Origin of the sequence: Parafilimonas sp., assembly GCF_047606085.1 — a bacterium.
GTDB lineage: Bacteria > Bacteroidota > Bacteroidia > Chitinophagales > Chitinophagaceae > Parafilimonas.
Window position 1 is genome coordinate 17,865 of sequence record NZ_JASGEX010000165.1, and the last position, 13,683, is coordinate 31,547.

At 40.9% G+C, this 13,683-nt stretch carries 19 protein-coding genes and 1 pseudogene; 1 reads left to right on the plus strand and 19 read right to left on the minus strand.

Translation table 11 applies throughout. The features are described 5' to 3' along the window. Window positions 1–11 precede the first annotated feature (11 nt). From QM629_RS14140 to QM629_RS14215, 16 genes are all read right to left on the minus strand, one after another. Window positions 12–395, minus strand: a complete 384-nt coding sequence (locus QM629_RS14140) for a GxxExxY protein (protein WP_415160534.1) — start codon at window positions 393–395, stop codon at window positions 12–14. Window positions 396–507: 112 nt separating this feature from the next. Then, window positions 508–1,854 carry an NADH-quinone oxidoreductase subunit NuoF gene (gene nuoF / locus QM629_RS14145; protein ID WP_415160535.1) on the minus strand — a complete coding sequence of 449 codons (1,347 nt, stop codon included), beginning with the start codon at window positions 1,852–1,854 and terminating at the stop codon, window positions 508–510. 7 nt (window positions 1,855–1,861) lie between these two features. Further along, the gene (locus QM629_RS14150; protein WP_415160573.1) at window positions 1,862–2,026 is read right to left on the minus strand and encodes a DUF4160 domain-containing protein; all 165 of its coding nucleotides are present in this window, start codon (window positions 2,024–2,026) and stop codon (window positions 1,862–1,864) included. Continuing rightward, window positions 2,017–2,127: a DUF4160 domain-containing protein gene (locus QM629_RS14155; RefSeq protein WP_415160536.1), complete on the minus strand. Its 111-nt coding sequence runs from the start codon at window positions 2,125–2,127 to the stop codon at window positions 2,017–2,019. The genes QM629_RS14150 and QM629_RS14155 overlap by 10 nt, the downstream gene beginning before the upstream one ends. Then, a complete protein-coding gene (locus QM629_RS14160; protein WP_415160537.1) occupies window positions 2,090–2,386 on the minus strand; it encodes a DUF2442 domain-containing protein in 297 nt (98 codons plus the stop codon). Before QM629_RS14160 ends, QM629_RS14155 begins: the two co-directional genes overlap by 38 nt. 25 nt (window positions 2,387–2,411) lie before the next feature. Then, window positions 2,412–2,789 (minus strand): hypothetical protein, encoded by a 378-nt coding sequence (locus tag QM629_RS14165; RefSeq protein ID WP_415160538.1) that lies wholly within the window; start codon window positions 2,787–2,789, stop codon window positions 2,412–2,414. 3 nt (window positions 2,790–2,792) lie between these two features. Beyond that, window positions 2,793–3,224, minus strand: coding sequence for a copper resistance protein NlpE (locus QM629_RS14170; RefSeq protein ID WP_415160539.1), 432 nt, complete (start codon window positions 3,222–3,224; stop codon window positions 2,793–2,795). Further along, complete coding sequence (gene nuoE, locus QM629_RS14175) at window positions 3,224–3,724, minus strand: NADH-quinone oxidoreductase subunit NuoE (RefSeq protein WP_415160540.1); 501 nt, start codon at window positions 3,722–3,724, stop codon at window positions 3,224–3,226. The genes QM629_RS14170 and nuoE overlap by 1 nt, the downstream gene beginning before the upstream one ends. Beyond that, window positions 3,721–4,194, minus strand: a complete 474-nt coding sequence (locus QM629_RS14180) for a nucleotidyltransferase (protein WP_415160541.1) — start codon at window positions 4,192–4,194, stop codon at window positions 3,721–3,723. Before QM629_RS14180 ends, nuoE begins: the two co-directional genes overlap by 4 nt. After that, a complete protein-coding gene (locus QM629_RS14185; protein ID WP_415160542.1) occupies window positions 4,178–4,393 on the minus strand; it encodes a hypothetical protein in 216 nt (71 codons plus the stop codon). The genes QM629_RS14180 and QM629_RS14185 overlap by 17 nt, the downstream gene beginning before the upstream one ends. Further along, window positions 4,393–5,634: an NADH-quinone oxidoreductase subunit D gene (locus tag QM629_RS14190; protein WP_415160543.1), complete on the minus strand. Its 1,242-nt coding sequence runs from the start codon at window positions 5,632–5,634 to the stop codon at window positions 4,393–4,395. The genes QM629_RS14185 and QM629_RS14190 overlap by 1 nt, the downstream gene beginning before the upstream one ends. Window positions 5,635–5,849: 215 nt before the next feature. After that, entirely contained in the window at window positions 5,850–6,512 is a 663-nt protein-coding gene (locus QM629_RS14195) for an NADH-quinone oxidoreductase subunit C (protein ID WP_415160544.1), read from the minus strand. Window positions 6,513–6,559: 47 nt separating this feature from the next. After that, window positions 6,560–7,150 (minus strand): NADH-quinone oxidoreductase subunit B, encoded by a 591-nt coding sequence (locus tag QM629_RS14200; protein WP_415160545.1) that lies wholly within the window; start codon window positions 7,148–7,150, stop codon window positions 6,560–6,562. 87 nt (window positions 7,151–7,237) lie between these two features. Next, window positions 7,238–7,639 carry an NADH-quinone oxidoreductase subunit A gene (locus tag QM629_RS14205; protein ID WP_415160546.1) on the minus strand — a complete coding sequence of 134 codons (402 nt, stop codon included), beginning with the start codon at window positions 7,637–7,639 and terminating at the stop codon, window positions 7,238–7,240. A gap of 140 nt (window positions 7,640–7,779) precedes the next feature. Beyond that, window positions 7,780–8,058, minus strand: coding sequence for a hypothetical protein (locus QM629_RS14210; protein ID WP_415160547.1), 279 nt, complete (start codon window positions 8,056–8,058; stop codon window positions 7,780–7,782). Between the two features lie 91 nt (window positions 8,059–8,149). Then, entirely contained in the window at window positions 8,150–9,052 is a 903-nt protein-coding gene (locus QM629_RS14215; RefSeq protein WP_415160548.1) for a sugar phosphate isomerase/epimerase family protein, read from the minus strand. Window positions 9,053–9,247: 195 nt separating this feature from the next. On the opposite strand from QM629_RS14215, the gene QM629_RS14220 reads away from it, so the two are divergent. Continuing rightward, a complete protein-coding gene (locus QM629_RS14220; protein WP_415160549.1) occupies window positions 9,248–12,673 on the plus strand; it encodes a polysaccharide deacetylase family protein in 3,426 nt (1,141 codons plus the stop codon). A 143-nt stretch (window positions 12,674–12,816) separates the two neighbouring features. Here QM629_RS14220 and QM629_RS14225 read toward each other — a convergent pair whose 3' ends face one another. The 3 genes and pseudogenes from QM629_RS14225 to QM629_RS14235 form a co-directional block, all read right to left on the minus strand. Continuing rightward, window positions 12,817–13,116 (minus strand): hypothetical protein, encoded by a 300-nt coding sequence (locus QM629_RS14225; protein ID WP_415160550.1) that lies wholly within the window; start codon window positions 13,114–13,116, stop codon window positions 12,817–12,819. 155 nt (window positions 13,117–13,271) lie between these two features. Beyond that, a pseudogene (locus QM629_RS14230) lies at window positions 13,272–13,397 on the minus strand (GNAT family N-acetyltransferase); the annotation flags it as partial. After that, the gene (locus QM629_RS14235) at window positions 13,391–13,570 is read right to left on the minus strand and encodes a hypothetical protein (RefSeq protein ID WP_415160551.1); all 180 of its coding nucleotides are present in this window, start codon (window positions 13,568–13,570) and stop codon (window positions 13,391–13,393) included. The pseudogene QM629_RS14230 and the gene QM629_RS14235, both read right to left, overlap by 7 nt. Window positions 13,571–13,683 lie beyond the last annotated feature (113 nt).

The following is a 13,683-nucleotide window of genomic DNA, read 5'->3' on the forward strand; positions in this document are numbered from 1 at the left end:
GCAACGATAATTTATAATCCATTTGCTATTCTGTGAATTCCATCTTTCAGGTAAACCGTATTAAAGTTTATTAATAATCCCAGCTTTATGCTTGTAAGCTTTAAATAAGTTTGAACCTGTTTATAATGAATCTCTGCTAATTGTTCAATGCTCTTAAATTCAATTAATAATTTATTTTCAATAATCACATCCGCTCTGAAACCTGCTTCTAATTTAATTGTTTCATGAATCAAAGGAATAGCTTTTTGCCGCATAAAAGGAATTTTTTCCTTTTCAAATTCATAGCAAAATATTTCTTCATATACACTTTCAAATAGCCCCGGCCCATACAACCGATGTATTCTGAAACAAACATCCAGCGTTAGCTTAGCCAGTTCATTTTCTCTTTTTTCCATTTTCACCCTCACGCAACGTTAGCTACGAAAACAACGAACGCTACGTTTTTTTTATCGCAAACAACATCAACGTGGCAATCTCTGCTCTCTTTGCTTCGTTGCGTGAAACGTATTATGCTGTTACCGCTAACTCATCTGCATAATGTGCAAGTCCGTAATTATGTTGCTGGCATTCATCAGGGTTCAGCACATGCCATTCAAACTCATCCCTGAAATGCCTGATAGCGGCAGCAACCGGCCATGCGGCGGCATCGCCCAACGGGCAAATCGTATTGCCTTCTATCCTGCTCTGAATATCCCACAATAAATCAATATCACTCATCTTGCCATTGCCGTATTCTATATTCTTCAATATCTTTTCCATCCAGCCCGTGCCTTCGCGGCAGGGGGAACATTGCCCGCAACTTTCATGGCGGTAAAACCTTGCCAGTGTATAAGTATGGCGCACCACGCACTGGTCTTCATCAAACACAATAAAACCACCGCTGCCCATCATAGAGCCGGTTGCAAAACCACCGTCTGACAGGCTTTCATAGTTCATATAACGGGTTTCGCCTTTGGCAGTTTTCAATAATAAATTGGTTGGCAGAATTGGAACAGATGAGCCGCCCGGTATGCAGGCTTTCAGTCTTTTGCCATTGGGAATACCGCCGCAGTATTCATCGCTGAAAATAAATTCCTCAACGGATACGGTCATATCAATTTCATATACACCCGGCTTATTAATGTTGCCGCACGCTGAAATTAATTTTGTGCCGGTTGAACGGCCCACCCCAATCTTTGCATATTCCTCGCCGCCCATATTTATGATAGGAACTATAGCCGCCAATGTTTCAACATTATTTACAACCGTTGGCCTTTCCCAAACGCCTTTTACGGCCGGAAATGGCGGCTTAATTCTCGGGTTGCCCCGCTTTCCTTCAAGGCTTTCTATTAATGCCGTTTCTTCACCGCAGATATAAGCGCCGGCGCCCCGCTGTACATATATCTCACAATCGAAGCCGCTGCCTAAAATATTCTTACCCAGCCAGCCATTACGCTTTGCTTCGGCAATGGCTTGCTCAAGAATATCAACAATCCATGCATATTCGCCGCGGATGTATATATAAGTTGTGTTTGAGCCTAATGCATAAGACGAGACGATCAATCCTTCGATCAGCAAATGCGGAATAAACTCCATCAAATACCTGTCTTTAAAAGTGCCCGGTTCGCTTTCATCTGCATTGCAAACCAAATGACGTGGTACGCCTTCCGGTTTTGCAATAAAGCTCCATTTCATGCCGGTTGGGAAACCTGCACCGCCACGGCCACGCAGGCCGCTTTTTTTTACTTCTTCAACAATATCGGCGGGCGACATTTTAAGCGCTTTTTCCACGCTCCTGTAACCACCTTCCCTCCGGTAGGTTTCATAATACCGGATGCCTTCAACATGATCTTTTTCTAATAAAAGTTTCTGCAATTTTTATTTATTTAAGCGGTTCAATTTTTTTAAAAGTTCCAGTGCCATTTTCACTTAAGTTTTCCCAGTTCTTTATTAGTTCCTGTTGATGGATACTTGCCCATTCAACAACCAGAGAAAACGCCTTTGGCGGAAGATAGCCCTGAATTATTCCCAGATTTACTATTGAAATCTGTGCAGAAGCTCAGCATAGCTTGCATGAAAATGCGGTGGCACATGGTCACCGAAGTACATTCTAATGATGATTCCATAAAAGCTGCTGATTACCGGCATATTCTTCAAATGCTTTTCCAATCAATTTTAAATAGAAAGCATCGGGATCCATATCCATTTTATCATTCCACTCAATCTTTTTATCGTTTGTTATTTTAAATGATTTAAAATTTGCTTCTTCATTCCAAAATGAGAATGCCTTTTTTTCTTTCCAACGGCTTAAGTCAATAACACCACTTACCCCGTCCTCAAACTCCACAAATAATTTGTAATATTCAAGAGGTTTTGCAGTTTTAAGCAATGGAATTGTTTTAAACATATAGTTTAATCATTTATTTTTTAGGTTAACATTCACTATTTATTCCTGCCAGAAACATCTGCATAGGATGCAATGTTCTTGAAAACGGATTAAGAACCAGGCCCAAAGCTTCGAGCGTTGTTGCGCCAAGCAAAACAGTATCCCCCTTTTCCCCGTAAATAACAGGTGCAGAGCCATCTTCGTTATTATATTCAAAGTAAGCATCCCCAACCCTGCGGGAAATTTTTGTGCCATCAGCTAAAGCAAACTCTACTGTTTTATAAGGCTCGATGCCTAATGCATCTAAAATTTCACCAGGCGCAAGACTATACACAGCGCCACTGTCAATCATAAAATCAACCTTTTTCTCCAAGGGCGATTTTCTTGACTCTTTAACTTTAAGCGTTGCGTATGTAATGCCCATAGTCTATTTTTTATGAAGAATAAATTTATCAGCCAGCGGCCCGGTTATCCTGTTGCCGCTGCCATCTAACTGTATAAGGGCAGTATCTGATTTTATATATTTTACCGAATTGCCTTCACTTGTTAAATACAATGTATCAGCGCCGTGTATATTCCAGGTTCCTGTGTCTTTAAAAGTATTATTACTGCTGTCAACCCTGCTGCCTCTATATACAGAAGTCATTATATAACTGTTGCCATTTTTATTTAGCTGAAGCGAAACATCAATGCCTTCACAATCTGCACAAGGTAATGAGCCTGTATATTCTTCTGCATTTGTCATTAACTCTTTTGGCACTTCAGTTTTAAAAGCGCTGCCGCCTGCAGCAACCTGGTCTGAACCGGAACCACAGGCTGCCAATAAGCTTGCTGATAATATAAAGCAGGGTTTTTTCATCAATTAAGATTATTTGCTTTGGTTCTGCATTCTTCTATTAACCGGTCAACTTTTTCCTTGGTTAAATGTTCGCGGTAATGTTTGCCTAACTGCATCATGGGCGCATAACCGCAGGCGCCCAAACATTCAACGGTTTTTAAAGTAAATATGCCATCAGGCGTTGTTTCGCCGGGCTTAATGCCAAGTTTTTCCTCAATATATGCAATAATATCATCGCTGCCTCTTAACATGCAGGGTCCGGTCTGACATACCTCAAACATATACCTGCCAACAGGCTTTAAATTGTACATGCTGTAGAATGTTGCCACTTCATATACTTCAATCGGTTCAATATGTAAAAGTTCAGCCACATAATCCATCACAGGCACATCAAGCCAGTTGCCAAATTCTTCCTGCGCTATATGCAATAAAGGCAACAAGGCACTTTTTTGTTTGCCTTCAGGATAATGGCTTACCAGCTCATTTACTTTTTTTAATTTCTCTTCTGAAAACCGGATCATTTATTTTTCTTATTTCTTTTTTTTAATTTGTCAACATCTGCAATATCCTGCTTTCTCCCTGCTTTTTCTTTTACTATCAGCAACTCATCCAATCCGATAAAATTAACTGGTATGTTAACCATGTTAATCACCTTTCTGTTTTTCCATGCATCATCAAAGGATACAGCGGCTAAATCATTTAAAATATCAATTCGTACCGGCTCATACCCCAGTTGTGTTATGAAATTTACTTTCATAAAATCTTCTTTTGTCAATTTCAATGAACCTAACCCAAAATCATTTATCACCTGTATAATCTTTTCTGCATTGCCTTCACTAATTTGAATACTAATGTCTAAATCTTTTGTTAGCCTTGGATAACCATGAGCTCCCACAGCATATCCTCCAATAACAAGATACTTTACATTGTAATGATTGCACAGGCTGATGAAATCAAGAAAATCTTTTTCCAGGTTAATCAGCTTCTTCATATATACTGCGCTTGGTTACAATTTTTTCTATCCTTGTATCAACGTCAGAATTATTGATAAATATTTTTCTTAACTCAATTAATGCATTTAACCGTTCCTCCATGGTAATTTTTGCCCAATATTCATCCTCTGCTTCTTCCGCTTCATTAAAAGAAGAAAACTTCCTTACGACAGGTTTTATCTTTCTTTCTTTTTCCATTAACTATCCATTTCGCCTGCTATTAAATTCAGGCTGCTCATGGTTATAACTGCATCGCTCAGCATGGCCCCTTTCACCAGTTCTTCATACGCCTGGTAATAAATAAAACAGGGCCTGCGAAAATGCAAACGGTAGGGTGTTCTGCCGCCATCGCTTATCAAATAAAAACCAAGCTCGCCGTTGCCGCCTTCCACACAATGATATACTTCGCCAACCGGCATATCAATTTCACCCATAATGATTTTGAAATGCCATATCAGCGCTTCCATTTTTGTATATACATCCTTTTTTTCAGGAAGATAATATTCGGGAACATCTGCGTGATATACTTCGGCTTCTTCGCCTTTAAATTCCTGTATTTTCTGATAAGCCTGTTCTATGATCTTTAAAGACTGCCACATCTCCTGGTCGCGTACCAAAAAACGGTCATAACAATCACCGGTGCTGCCAACAGGAACCTTAAATTCAAAATCCTGGTAGCTGCAATAAGGTGAATGTACACGCACATCATAATCAACACCGGCGGCCCGTAAATTAGGCCCGGTAAAACCATAATTCAATGCACGCTCTGCGCTGATAGGCCCGGCGCCGATAGTACGTTCCATGAATATGCGGTTACGAACCAACAGGTCATCAAGCTCTTTTAACGCTTTTGGATATTCCTTTAAAAATCTTTCCAGTTTTTCCCAGGTTACATTGGTAAAGTTTCTTTCAAAACCGCCAATGCGGCCGATGTTGGTAGTTAAACGGGAGCCGCAAACAGATTCATAGATTTCATAAATCAGTTCACGGTATTGCATTACATATAAAAAGCCGGTAAAAGCGCCGGCATCTACACCCACTACTGAATTACAGATAAGATGATCTGCAATCCTTGCCAGTTCCATTATGATGACACGGAGATAATCCACACGCTTGGGCGTTTGTATCTTCAACAGCTTTTCGCAGGTGGTATGCCAGCCAATATTATTGATAGGGCTGCTGCAATAATTCATGCGGTCGGTAAGCGGCGTAATCTGGTAAAGTGGCCGGCGTTCTGCAATTTTTTCAAATGCACGATGAATATAACCGATGGTTTGTTTGGCAGAAACGATACGCTCGCCATCCATTTCCAAAATATTCTGGAACACACCATGTGTTGCCGGGTGTGTTGGCCCAAGGTTAAGCGTGGTGGTTTGCTTTTCTATGGAACCATCCGGCAGAACGATATGATTATCTTTTATAGAAACTACGTCTTGCATTTTATAATTCGCCAGTTTGAACTTGATTGAACTTCTTTTTTCTTTTTGAGGATTTTATTCTTTCTTGTTGCATTTCATAGCGCCTGTCGACACTAAAAATCACAAACGAAATCAAACAACACAGAACCTATATATACCAACTATAACGAACTCGTATAAAAAAAACGCCATTGCAATTACCCGAAAAAACCATTTATATTTTGAATAAAATTCCATTAAATTATTTTATCGCCGGTAGCATCTTTTTCATCTTCCGCAACGGTTGTATCTTCTTCAGTTTTCACTGTTCCGAAACCTAATGTTCCGCCGCGGCCAAACATTTCATCGTCTTTGTCTTTTCTTGTCTGGTCTTCCAGAGGATATTCTTTGCGCATGGGAAAATAATCCATTTCATCCACATTCAATATGCGCACAAGGTTGGGGTGGCCTATGAAATTTACGCCATAAAAATCATACGTTTCGCGTTCCAGCCAGTTGGCTGCTTCAAATAATCTTGTTACCGTAAATACATCGGGCTTATTTATATCAACATATATTTTAAAGCGCAACCGCACATTATCAACCATGTTGTGCAAATGGTAAACAATGGCCAGCTCGCGGCCTTTATTATCCGGGTAATGAATGGCGTTTAACGTAGTAAGAAACCTGAACCTTAATTCATCATCATCGTACAAAAACTGCATTACTTTCAGGTTCATATCTTTTGGAACCTCGAAGCAAAGCATGCCATAAGGTTCTTCAAAATTGCTAACCTGATCGCCAAATTTTTCAGTAAGCTTTTCTTTGATTCTATCGTAAGTTAAACCCATAATGCCCCGGCCCTGAAGGGAGTTTTGCCCTAAATCCCTAAAGGGACTTAATGCGGTTAATAAATTCAACTCTTATTTTTAATTTTTAGCCTTACCCCCCTTTAGGGGGTGAGGGCTTATTGTATACCGTAACTATTAAGCAAACCTTTATAGTGCTCGCTATTTCTCCTGCGTAAACTTTCGTTGTGCACCAGTTCCTGGATTTTCAAAACACCGTCAATCACTGCTTCCGGCCTCGGCGGGCAACCGGGAATATACACGTCAACAGGAATGATCTGGTCAATACCCTGCAATACAGAATAGGTATCGAAAACACCGCCCGATGCAGCGCAGGCGCCCATTGCCAACACCCAGCGCGGCTCTGCCATTTGAAGATAAACCTGTTTTAATACAGGGCCCATTTTTTTTGCTATGGTGCCCATTACCATCAACAGATCACACTGGCGCGGCGTAAAGCCCAAACGTTCTGAACCGAAGCGTGCAAGGTCGTATGTTGATGCCATGGTCGCCATAAATTCAATACCGCAGCAACTTGTGGCAAAAGGCAAAGGCCAGATAGAATTTTTTCTTGCCAGGCCAATAACTTTTTCAAGGTTTGTTGCAAAATACCCCTCTCCCATGGAGCCTTCCGGCATATCTGACAACGCTATGTTATCGTAAATGGATGTTTGCTTAGGATGTATATTAAATCTTACCGGTCTTGCCATAAATCCTCCCAACCTCCCCAAAAGGAAGGAATAATTTTTAAAATCAATTTATCAAAATCCCTAAATCCCCCTTCAGGGGCCAGGGGCTTAATCTTCCCACCTTAAAGCGCCTTTCTTAATTATATATATAAAGCCTGTTAGAAAAAACCCTACGAATAACAGCACTTCAATAAAACCATGCCAGCCGAGCGATTTGAAATTTACCGCATAAGGATAAAAGAAAATCACTTCCACATCAAACAAAACAAACAAAATAGCCACCAGGAAATACTTGATGGCTAAGGGCTGGCGTGCATTTCCATGGCTTTCTATACCGCTTGTAAAGTTCTCCAGTTTCTCCGCCGTTTTTCTTTTGGGCCCCAGCAGGTGCGTTGCTATCATCATGGTGGCAACAAAGCCTGCGGCAAAGATTAATTGTATGCCAATGGGCGCATAATCTGCTGAATTGCCTGTAACTGCGGTATCAAGTAAATAGATAAATACATTCATGAATGAAGGGCGCTTTGATATGGCAAAAGTAAGCGTGAATTATTACAATAAAAAACAAGTTGTTAACCGAAATAACATTTTATCGTTATAAAACTAAAAGCCTGCGCTGAGGCAGGCTTTTAGGTAGCTTTTATCAAACCTTAAATTGTTGTTTCTTCGGGCTGTTCAAGGTTATATTTTTTTGCAAAATCACCGCGATGCACCTGCAAATCGTCTATCAGTTTTGAAACGGTTTCCAGCGTATCATCTGCATGGCCATGTACGTCGGGCAGTGCTTTATCAAGCAGGTTTACGCCTGCATTAATATTTTCCGCCTCTAATTGCGCAATCTTTTTTAACAAAGATGTTTGCGAATTTTTAATGTCATCCAGTTCGCGGAGCATTTTATCAATTGCCTCAAGTTTAGCACGTTTTTCCATAGTTGTTTATTTTGTTAGGGAAATAGTGCAAACATCATGCAGGTATGCAGGCCAGCCCGGAAACTTTGCAAAACGTAAACAACCAATCGGCCTACTTCAATTTAGCTACCTGCTCATCAAAATATTGTTTTGTAAATATTACATCGGGCAGGCTATGCTCCCAGTTTGATTCATGCTCAATTGATAACATGCCATTAAAATTCTGCCTTTTTAATTCAGCAAAAACAGCCGGGAGATCAATTGCGCCCTTTGATACTACGGTATCTGCAGCCCGGTCATCACCGAATTTTACAATATCTTTCAAATGCACGCCGAAAACGTGGCCTTCCAATTTTTTCAATGCCTCAACAGGATCAATTCCATTGCGGGCCCAGTGGCCAATATCTGCACATGCGCCAATATTAGGATGGCCTTGTGCTGCTTCAAGCACGGAATCAGGCGCGCCATAGGGATGCATGTGATGTTCTTTAGCATTGTTCGGATGATCGTGAATAGCTACTTTAATTCCATAAGCGCCGGCAAGGCTGTCCACCAGATCCCATTGGGTTTTTATTGGTTCGGAGGTAATATAGCTCAGGCCAAATTCTTTTGCCAGGTCAAAGGCTTTTATCCATTCCGCTTTGCCATCTGGCACAATTACGCCCATGGCAACAATCTGGATGCCTTTATCCTGCAAATGCTTTTTAAGCTTTGCTTTTGTATCAGCATCCATGCCTGCGCCAAATTCCCCTTTCATATCGCCGCCAAGCTTTTGCCCCCAAAAAGCTTCAATATATTTTATACCGGCGCTGTCCACCTTGTCAAGCGCTTCGGTAAATGTAAACAGCCGGAACGTCCACATTTGTACGCCAAGCTTAAAGCCATCGGTACTGCCGGCAGATGTGGTTGTATCTCCGGCAGCGGCAGAATCAGTATTTGAAGATGTGGAGCTGCCACTGTTACAGGCAGCCAGGCTAATCATGCAGCCAAGCAAGGCTGATGCAAGCAATTTCATAAGTAAATAATTTTTAAGTGATAAATTTTTTGAGACGGCAAAATAGTTATAGCTATTTAACATATCTCCATAAATAAAATAAAAGCACCTGCATTTTAGGAGTTCTTTCACAAAAAACAACCGCTTCCTGAAAACAGGCGGGTAAACAAATGGATAAAGCAGCAGTCAATGAATGGCTTTTTTAAAAGAAATAGTATGAGTAGCCCGAAGCAGATCTTCCAAACCGAAAATAAATGGCGATGGAGAAGTTTTAAATGGACAAGCCGTTTTTTAATAGCGGCTATACTGTTAACAATACCTGTTGTGATCATAACCCTGGCAAAAGGCCTGGCGCCTACCCTGCCGATCCTTTCTGAAGCCACAGACAGCATAGCGCGCCTGAAGCATCCGGTTACGCCAATTGAATTATCGCGCCGCGACCTGAAAAAATATAAAGGCTTTGCCCAGTTTCTGGATGCCAAACGAAAGAATGATTCGCTTATCAATCATATTACAAAACCAAATACCCGGCAAATACGTGCAGCTTTTTATGTGGACTGGGATCCGCAGGCTTTTTATTCGCTGCAAAAAAATATAAGCCGGCTGAACACCGTTGTGCCGGAATGGTTTTTTATTGACCCGCATACAGATACGTTACAGCCGCAAATTGATACGGTCGCTTTACAACTGATGCAGAAAAACCACATAACCATTATCCCGCTTATCAATAATATCAATATTAAAACAGAAGACGGCGACTTTGACGGTAACATATTACACCGTATTCTTCACGATGAAGAAAAACAAGACCGGCTTATTGCAGACATCTTAAAATATTTACAGCAATACCATTTACAGGGCATCAACATAGATTTTGAAGAGATGAAGGAAAATTCTGATGAGCCATTGATTGCTTTTCAGAAAAAATTATACAATGCGCTGCACAGCCGCGGTTTTTTGGTAACACAGGATATTATGCCGGATAATACCGATTATAATGTGAAGGAACTGGCTGCAGCGAACGATTATCTTTTCCTGATGGCATACGATGAGCATTATACTACCAGCGTGCCGGGCCCGGTAAGCAGCCAGCAATGGATTGAAAAAATGCTTGATATAACTGCGAAGAATGTGCCTTCACAAAAAATCATCTTAAGCATTGCCGGTTATGGTTACGACTGGCCTGCAGGAAGTGAAGGCAAAACCATCACCTTTCAGCAGGCGCTTGCAACCGCAAAACAATACAATGCCGTTATTCATTTTGATAATGATAATTACAACAATTATTTTACGTACACCGATGCCGACAGCGTAAAACATAGTGTTTATTTTACAGATGCCGCCACCAATTTCAATACCCTGCGCTTTGCAGATGAATATGGCGCCGCAGGAACCGCTTTGTGGAGAATGGGCAGCGAAGATGAACGCCTCTGGACTTTTTATAACAGGAGCCTTGATAACCGCAGCCTTGCACAAAAGCCATTTAATTATGCTTTGCTGGAACATGTGAACACGCCTGTTGGCTCTCCCGATTATATAGGCGATGGTGAAGTATTAAATGTTATTGCAGCGCCTGCCCCGGGCAAAATACACCTTGAATTAGATACCGCTGCGAATACCATTGCAGAACAGTATTATCTTGAACTTCCAACAACCTATGTAATTAAAAAATATGGCAACGTAAAAAACCAGGTATTGCTAACGTTTGATGATGGCCCCGACCCAGCCTACACACCAAGGATTTTAGATATACTAAAAAAAGAAAATGTGCCGGCGGCATTTTTTGTAGTAGGCATACAGGCCGAAGACAATTTACCGCTGTTAAAAACAATGTATAATGATGGGTTTGAAATAGGCAACCATACATTCACTCATCCGAATATCGCAGCGGTTAGCCCGGAAAGGGCATTAAATGAAATTGAAGCCACCCGTTTACTGATTGAAGCCGCTACCGGCAGAAGCACCGTGCTTTTTCGTGCGCCGTACAATGCAGATTCCGAGCCATCAACCGAAGCCGAGTTAAGGCCTATTGCACTGAGCAAGGAGAAGAATTATTATACTATTGAGGAAAGCATTGACCCCAACGATTGGGTGCCGGGCGTAACCGCAGACGAAATTTATAACAGGGTTGTACAACAGTACGAAGCCGATCCTTCAAAAGGAATTATTCTCCTGCACGATGCCGGCGGGAACAGGGAAGCAACCGTAGCCGCATTGCCTCGTATTATTCATTATTTCAAAAGCCATAATGTTCAGTTTATAAGCATTCCGCAATTGTTACATACCACAAAAGATGTTGTTATGCCTGCTGCTGATAACAACCTGGTAAATGTTGATGCCAAGATTGCTTTGTTCGGCTATTGGGCCATTAATTTTATAGCCGCCGCTTTTTGGGTGGCCATATTTTTGGGATTAGCCCGTATATGTATTATGGCCATTATGGCTGTTATACAAAATGCAAAGAATAAAGCCTTATCGCCATTGTCAGGGTTAATTTTGGAAGATACACCCCCGGTAAGTATAATTATACCTGCCTATAATGAAGAAGTAAATGCAGTTAAAACAGTAAACAATTTACTGAGGCAGGATTATCCTTCTTTCGATATCATTTTTGTTGACGACGGCTCCAAAGACAATACTTATCAAAAAGTAGTGGAAGCCTTTCAACAAAATGAAAAAGCAAAACTGCTTTCCAAGCCAAATGGCGGTAAAGCTTCTGCGCTTAATTATGGCATAAGCCGGAGCAGTAATGATTTTGTTATTTGCATTGATGCCGATACGCAGCTTAAACATGACGCCCTAACACAATTGATGAAGAAGATGCTCACGCCTTTGCCGAACGGGCAGGTAACGGGCGCTGTGGCCGGCAATGTAAAAGTGGGCAATGAAAGCACTATGCTTACACGCTGGCAAAGTATTGAATATACGACTGCCCAGAACTCTGACAGAAGAGCGCTTGACCTGATTAATGGAATCACGGTGGTTCCCGGCGCCATAGGCGCTTTCAGAAAACAGGCCATTGAAGATGCAGGGGGATTCACAACAGACACGCTTGCCGAAGACTGCGACCTCACCATCCGCATTTTACGCCGGGGTTACCGTATATTAAACTGCACGGAAGCTGTTGCCGTTACGGAAGCGCCTGAAACTTTAAAACAATTTATGAAACAGCGTTTTCGCTGGAGCTATGGCATTATGCAGGCTTTCTGGAAAAATAAAGATGCCTGTTTTAATCCAGCCTATAAAAGCCTTGGCATGTTTTCGCTGCCCAATATTCTTTTATTCCAGATAATATTGCCCGTTATTGCGCCACTGGCAGATATTATGCTGGTTATAAGTTTAATATGGAACCGCAACGACCCGGAAAGCATGCATAAAATAGGTTTTTATTACCTCGTATTTTTTGCAGTTGACATTTTGGTGAGCGTTATCGCATTCAGTTTTGAGAGAGAAAAAATATCAAAGCTTATATGGCTTATACCGCAGCGGCTGGTATATCGCCAGTTAATGTATGTGATTTTATTCAGGTCTATTAAAAAGGCATTGAAAGGTGAAAGCCAAAGCTGGGGTTCTTTGAAAAGAACAGGAAATGTAAAGGAAGTGGTGGTAGTGGAAAACAAAGCCGGAATGATCAGGAATTGATTAATTGTAAGAATATATTTCTGTTAGTTTTTTGGTTAATTCATCACCGCTCAACAAATTACAAAGGGCTTAAACAGCATTTTATTTAAGCCCTTTTTTTAACAGAAAAATTTTTTCAGCGATTATACAGAAGCATTTGGCGGCTATGCTGGTGTTTCTGTTTTTTCTTCATCATCCCCATCAAATTTATCTGTTATTTTGCCCCATAATGATTTGGTGCCTTCGGCAAGATTATCCAGCTTTTCTTTAGCTCCCTGCGCAAATTCAGATGATTTGGCTTTGTTAATCAACTCTTCCGTTTTAGCCTTTACTTCGCCCAATAAATCTTCGGCCTTATCTTCCACTTTATCCCAGGTTTCACCGGCTTTTTCCTTTAAATTTTCAGCCGTTTCGCTTATTTTTTCAAAAGCGCCTTTTTCAGGATTGGTTACATTGTCTTCCATAAAATTTATTTTTCAGGTTATAAAAAAGAATACTAAAATAACTTTATTTGCGATTGGCAATTTTAATTTTTTGTAAAATAAACAGCATTACTGCCGGCAGCATTTCAACCATATATTTTCATAGCATCTCCCGGTCTCAACCTTTTAATGGCCATTCAGCAGCGCTGCCAAACATCTGCATATTTTTCAGGATGCCTTTTAAACTGTATATGCACATAAGGGCAAAGCGGCACTATCTTAAAACCGTTTTCCCGCGCATAACGTACCAGTTCCGTTAATAACTGCCCTGCATATTCTTTGCCACTTTTTTCAGGAGAACCTTCTGTATGAAAAACAGATAGCCTTTTTCAGCCGGTACAATGCCTACCACCATTTCGCCCAGTTTCTTATCATCTTCATATAAACTGAGCGCGCCATTGTTCAGCCCATCCAATTCCATTTTTACAGTAACCATGCTTGTTGTTTTATTTTTAATTCATGATTGGCCGGCAGTAAATGGTGAGTAATTTGTTCATTCATCTGTCAACTTCACTTACATTCACACCCAACCGGTTTTTAAATATAAAT

Coding starts and splice junctions, on each gene's coding strand:
- QM629_RS14205 (WP_415160546.1), bottom strand. CDS start 7,639: ATGAATGTATTTATCTATTTACTTGATACCGCAGTTACAGGCAATTCA.
- nuoE (WP_415160540.1), bottom strand. CDS start 3,724: ATGATCCGGTTTTCAGAAGAGAAATTAAAAAAAGTAAATGAGCTGGTA.
- QM629_RS14215 (WP_415160548.1), bottom strand. CDS start 9,052: ATGAAATTGCTTGCATCAGCCTTGCTTGGCTGCATGATTAGCCTGGCT.
- QM629_RS14170 (WP_415160539.1), bottom strand. CDS start 3,224: ATGAAAAAACCCTGCTTTATATTATCAGCAAGCTTATTGGCAGCCTGT.
- QM629_RS14220 (WP_415160549.1), top strand. CDS start 9,248: ATGAGTAGCCCGAAGCAGATCTTCCAAACCGAAAATAAATGGCGATGG.
- QM629_RS14210 (WP_415160547.1), bottom strand. CDS start 8,058: ATGGAAAAACGTGCTAAACTTGAGGCAATTGATAAAATGCTCCGCGAA.
- QM629_RS14190 (WP_415160543.1), bottom strand. CDS start 5,634: ATGCAAGACGTAGTTTCTATAAAAGATAATCATATCGTTCTGCCGGAT.
- QM629_RS14200 (WP_415160545.1), bottom strand. CDS start 7,150: ATGGCAAGACCGGTAAGATTTAATATACATCCTAAGCAAACATCCATT.
- QM629_RS14180 (WP_415160541.1), bottom strand. CDS start 4,194: ATGAAGAAGCTGATTAACCTGGAAAAAGATTTTCTTGATTTCATCAGC.
- QM629_RS14155 (WP_415160536.1), bottom strand. CDS start 2,127: ATGCCGGTAATCAGCAGCTTTTATGGAATCATCATTAGAATGTACTTC.
- QM629_RS14235 (WP_415160551.1), bottom strand. CDS start 13,570: ATGGTTACTGTAAAAATGGAATTGGATGGGCTGAACAATGGCGCGCTC.
- QM629_RS14165 (WP_415160538.1), bottom strand. CDS start 2,789: ATGGGCATTACATACGCAACGCTTAAAGTTAAAGAGTCAAGAAAATCG.
- QM629_RS14225 (WP_415160550.1), bottom strand. CDS start 13,116: ATGGAAGACAATGTAACCAATCCTGAAAAAGGCGCTTTTGAAAAAATA.
- QM629_RS14160 (WP_415160537.1), bottom strand. CDS start 2,386: ATGTTTAAAACAATTCCATTGCTTAAAACTGCAAAACCTCTTGAATAT.
- QM629_RS14185 (WP_415160542.1), bottom strand. CDS start 4,393: ATGGAAAAAGAAAGAAAGATAAAACCTGTCGTAAGGAAGTTTTCTTCT.
- QM629_RS14140 (WP_415160534.1), bottom strand. CDS start 395: ATGGAAAAAAGAGAAAATGAACTGGCTAAGCTAACGCTGGATGTTTGT.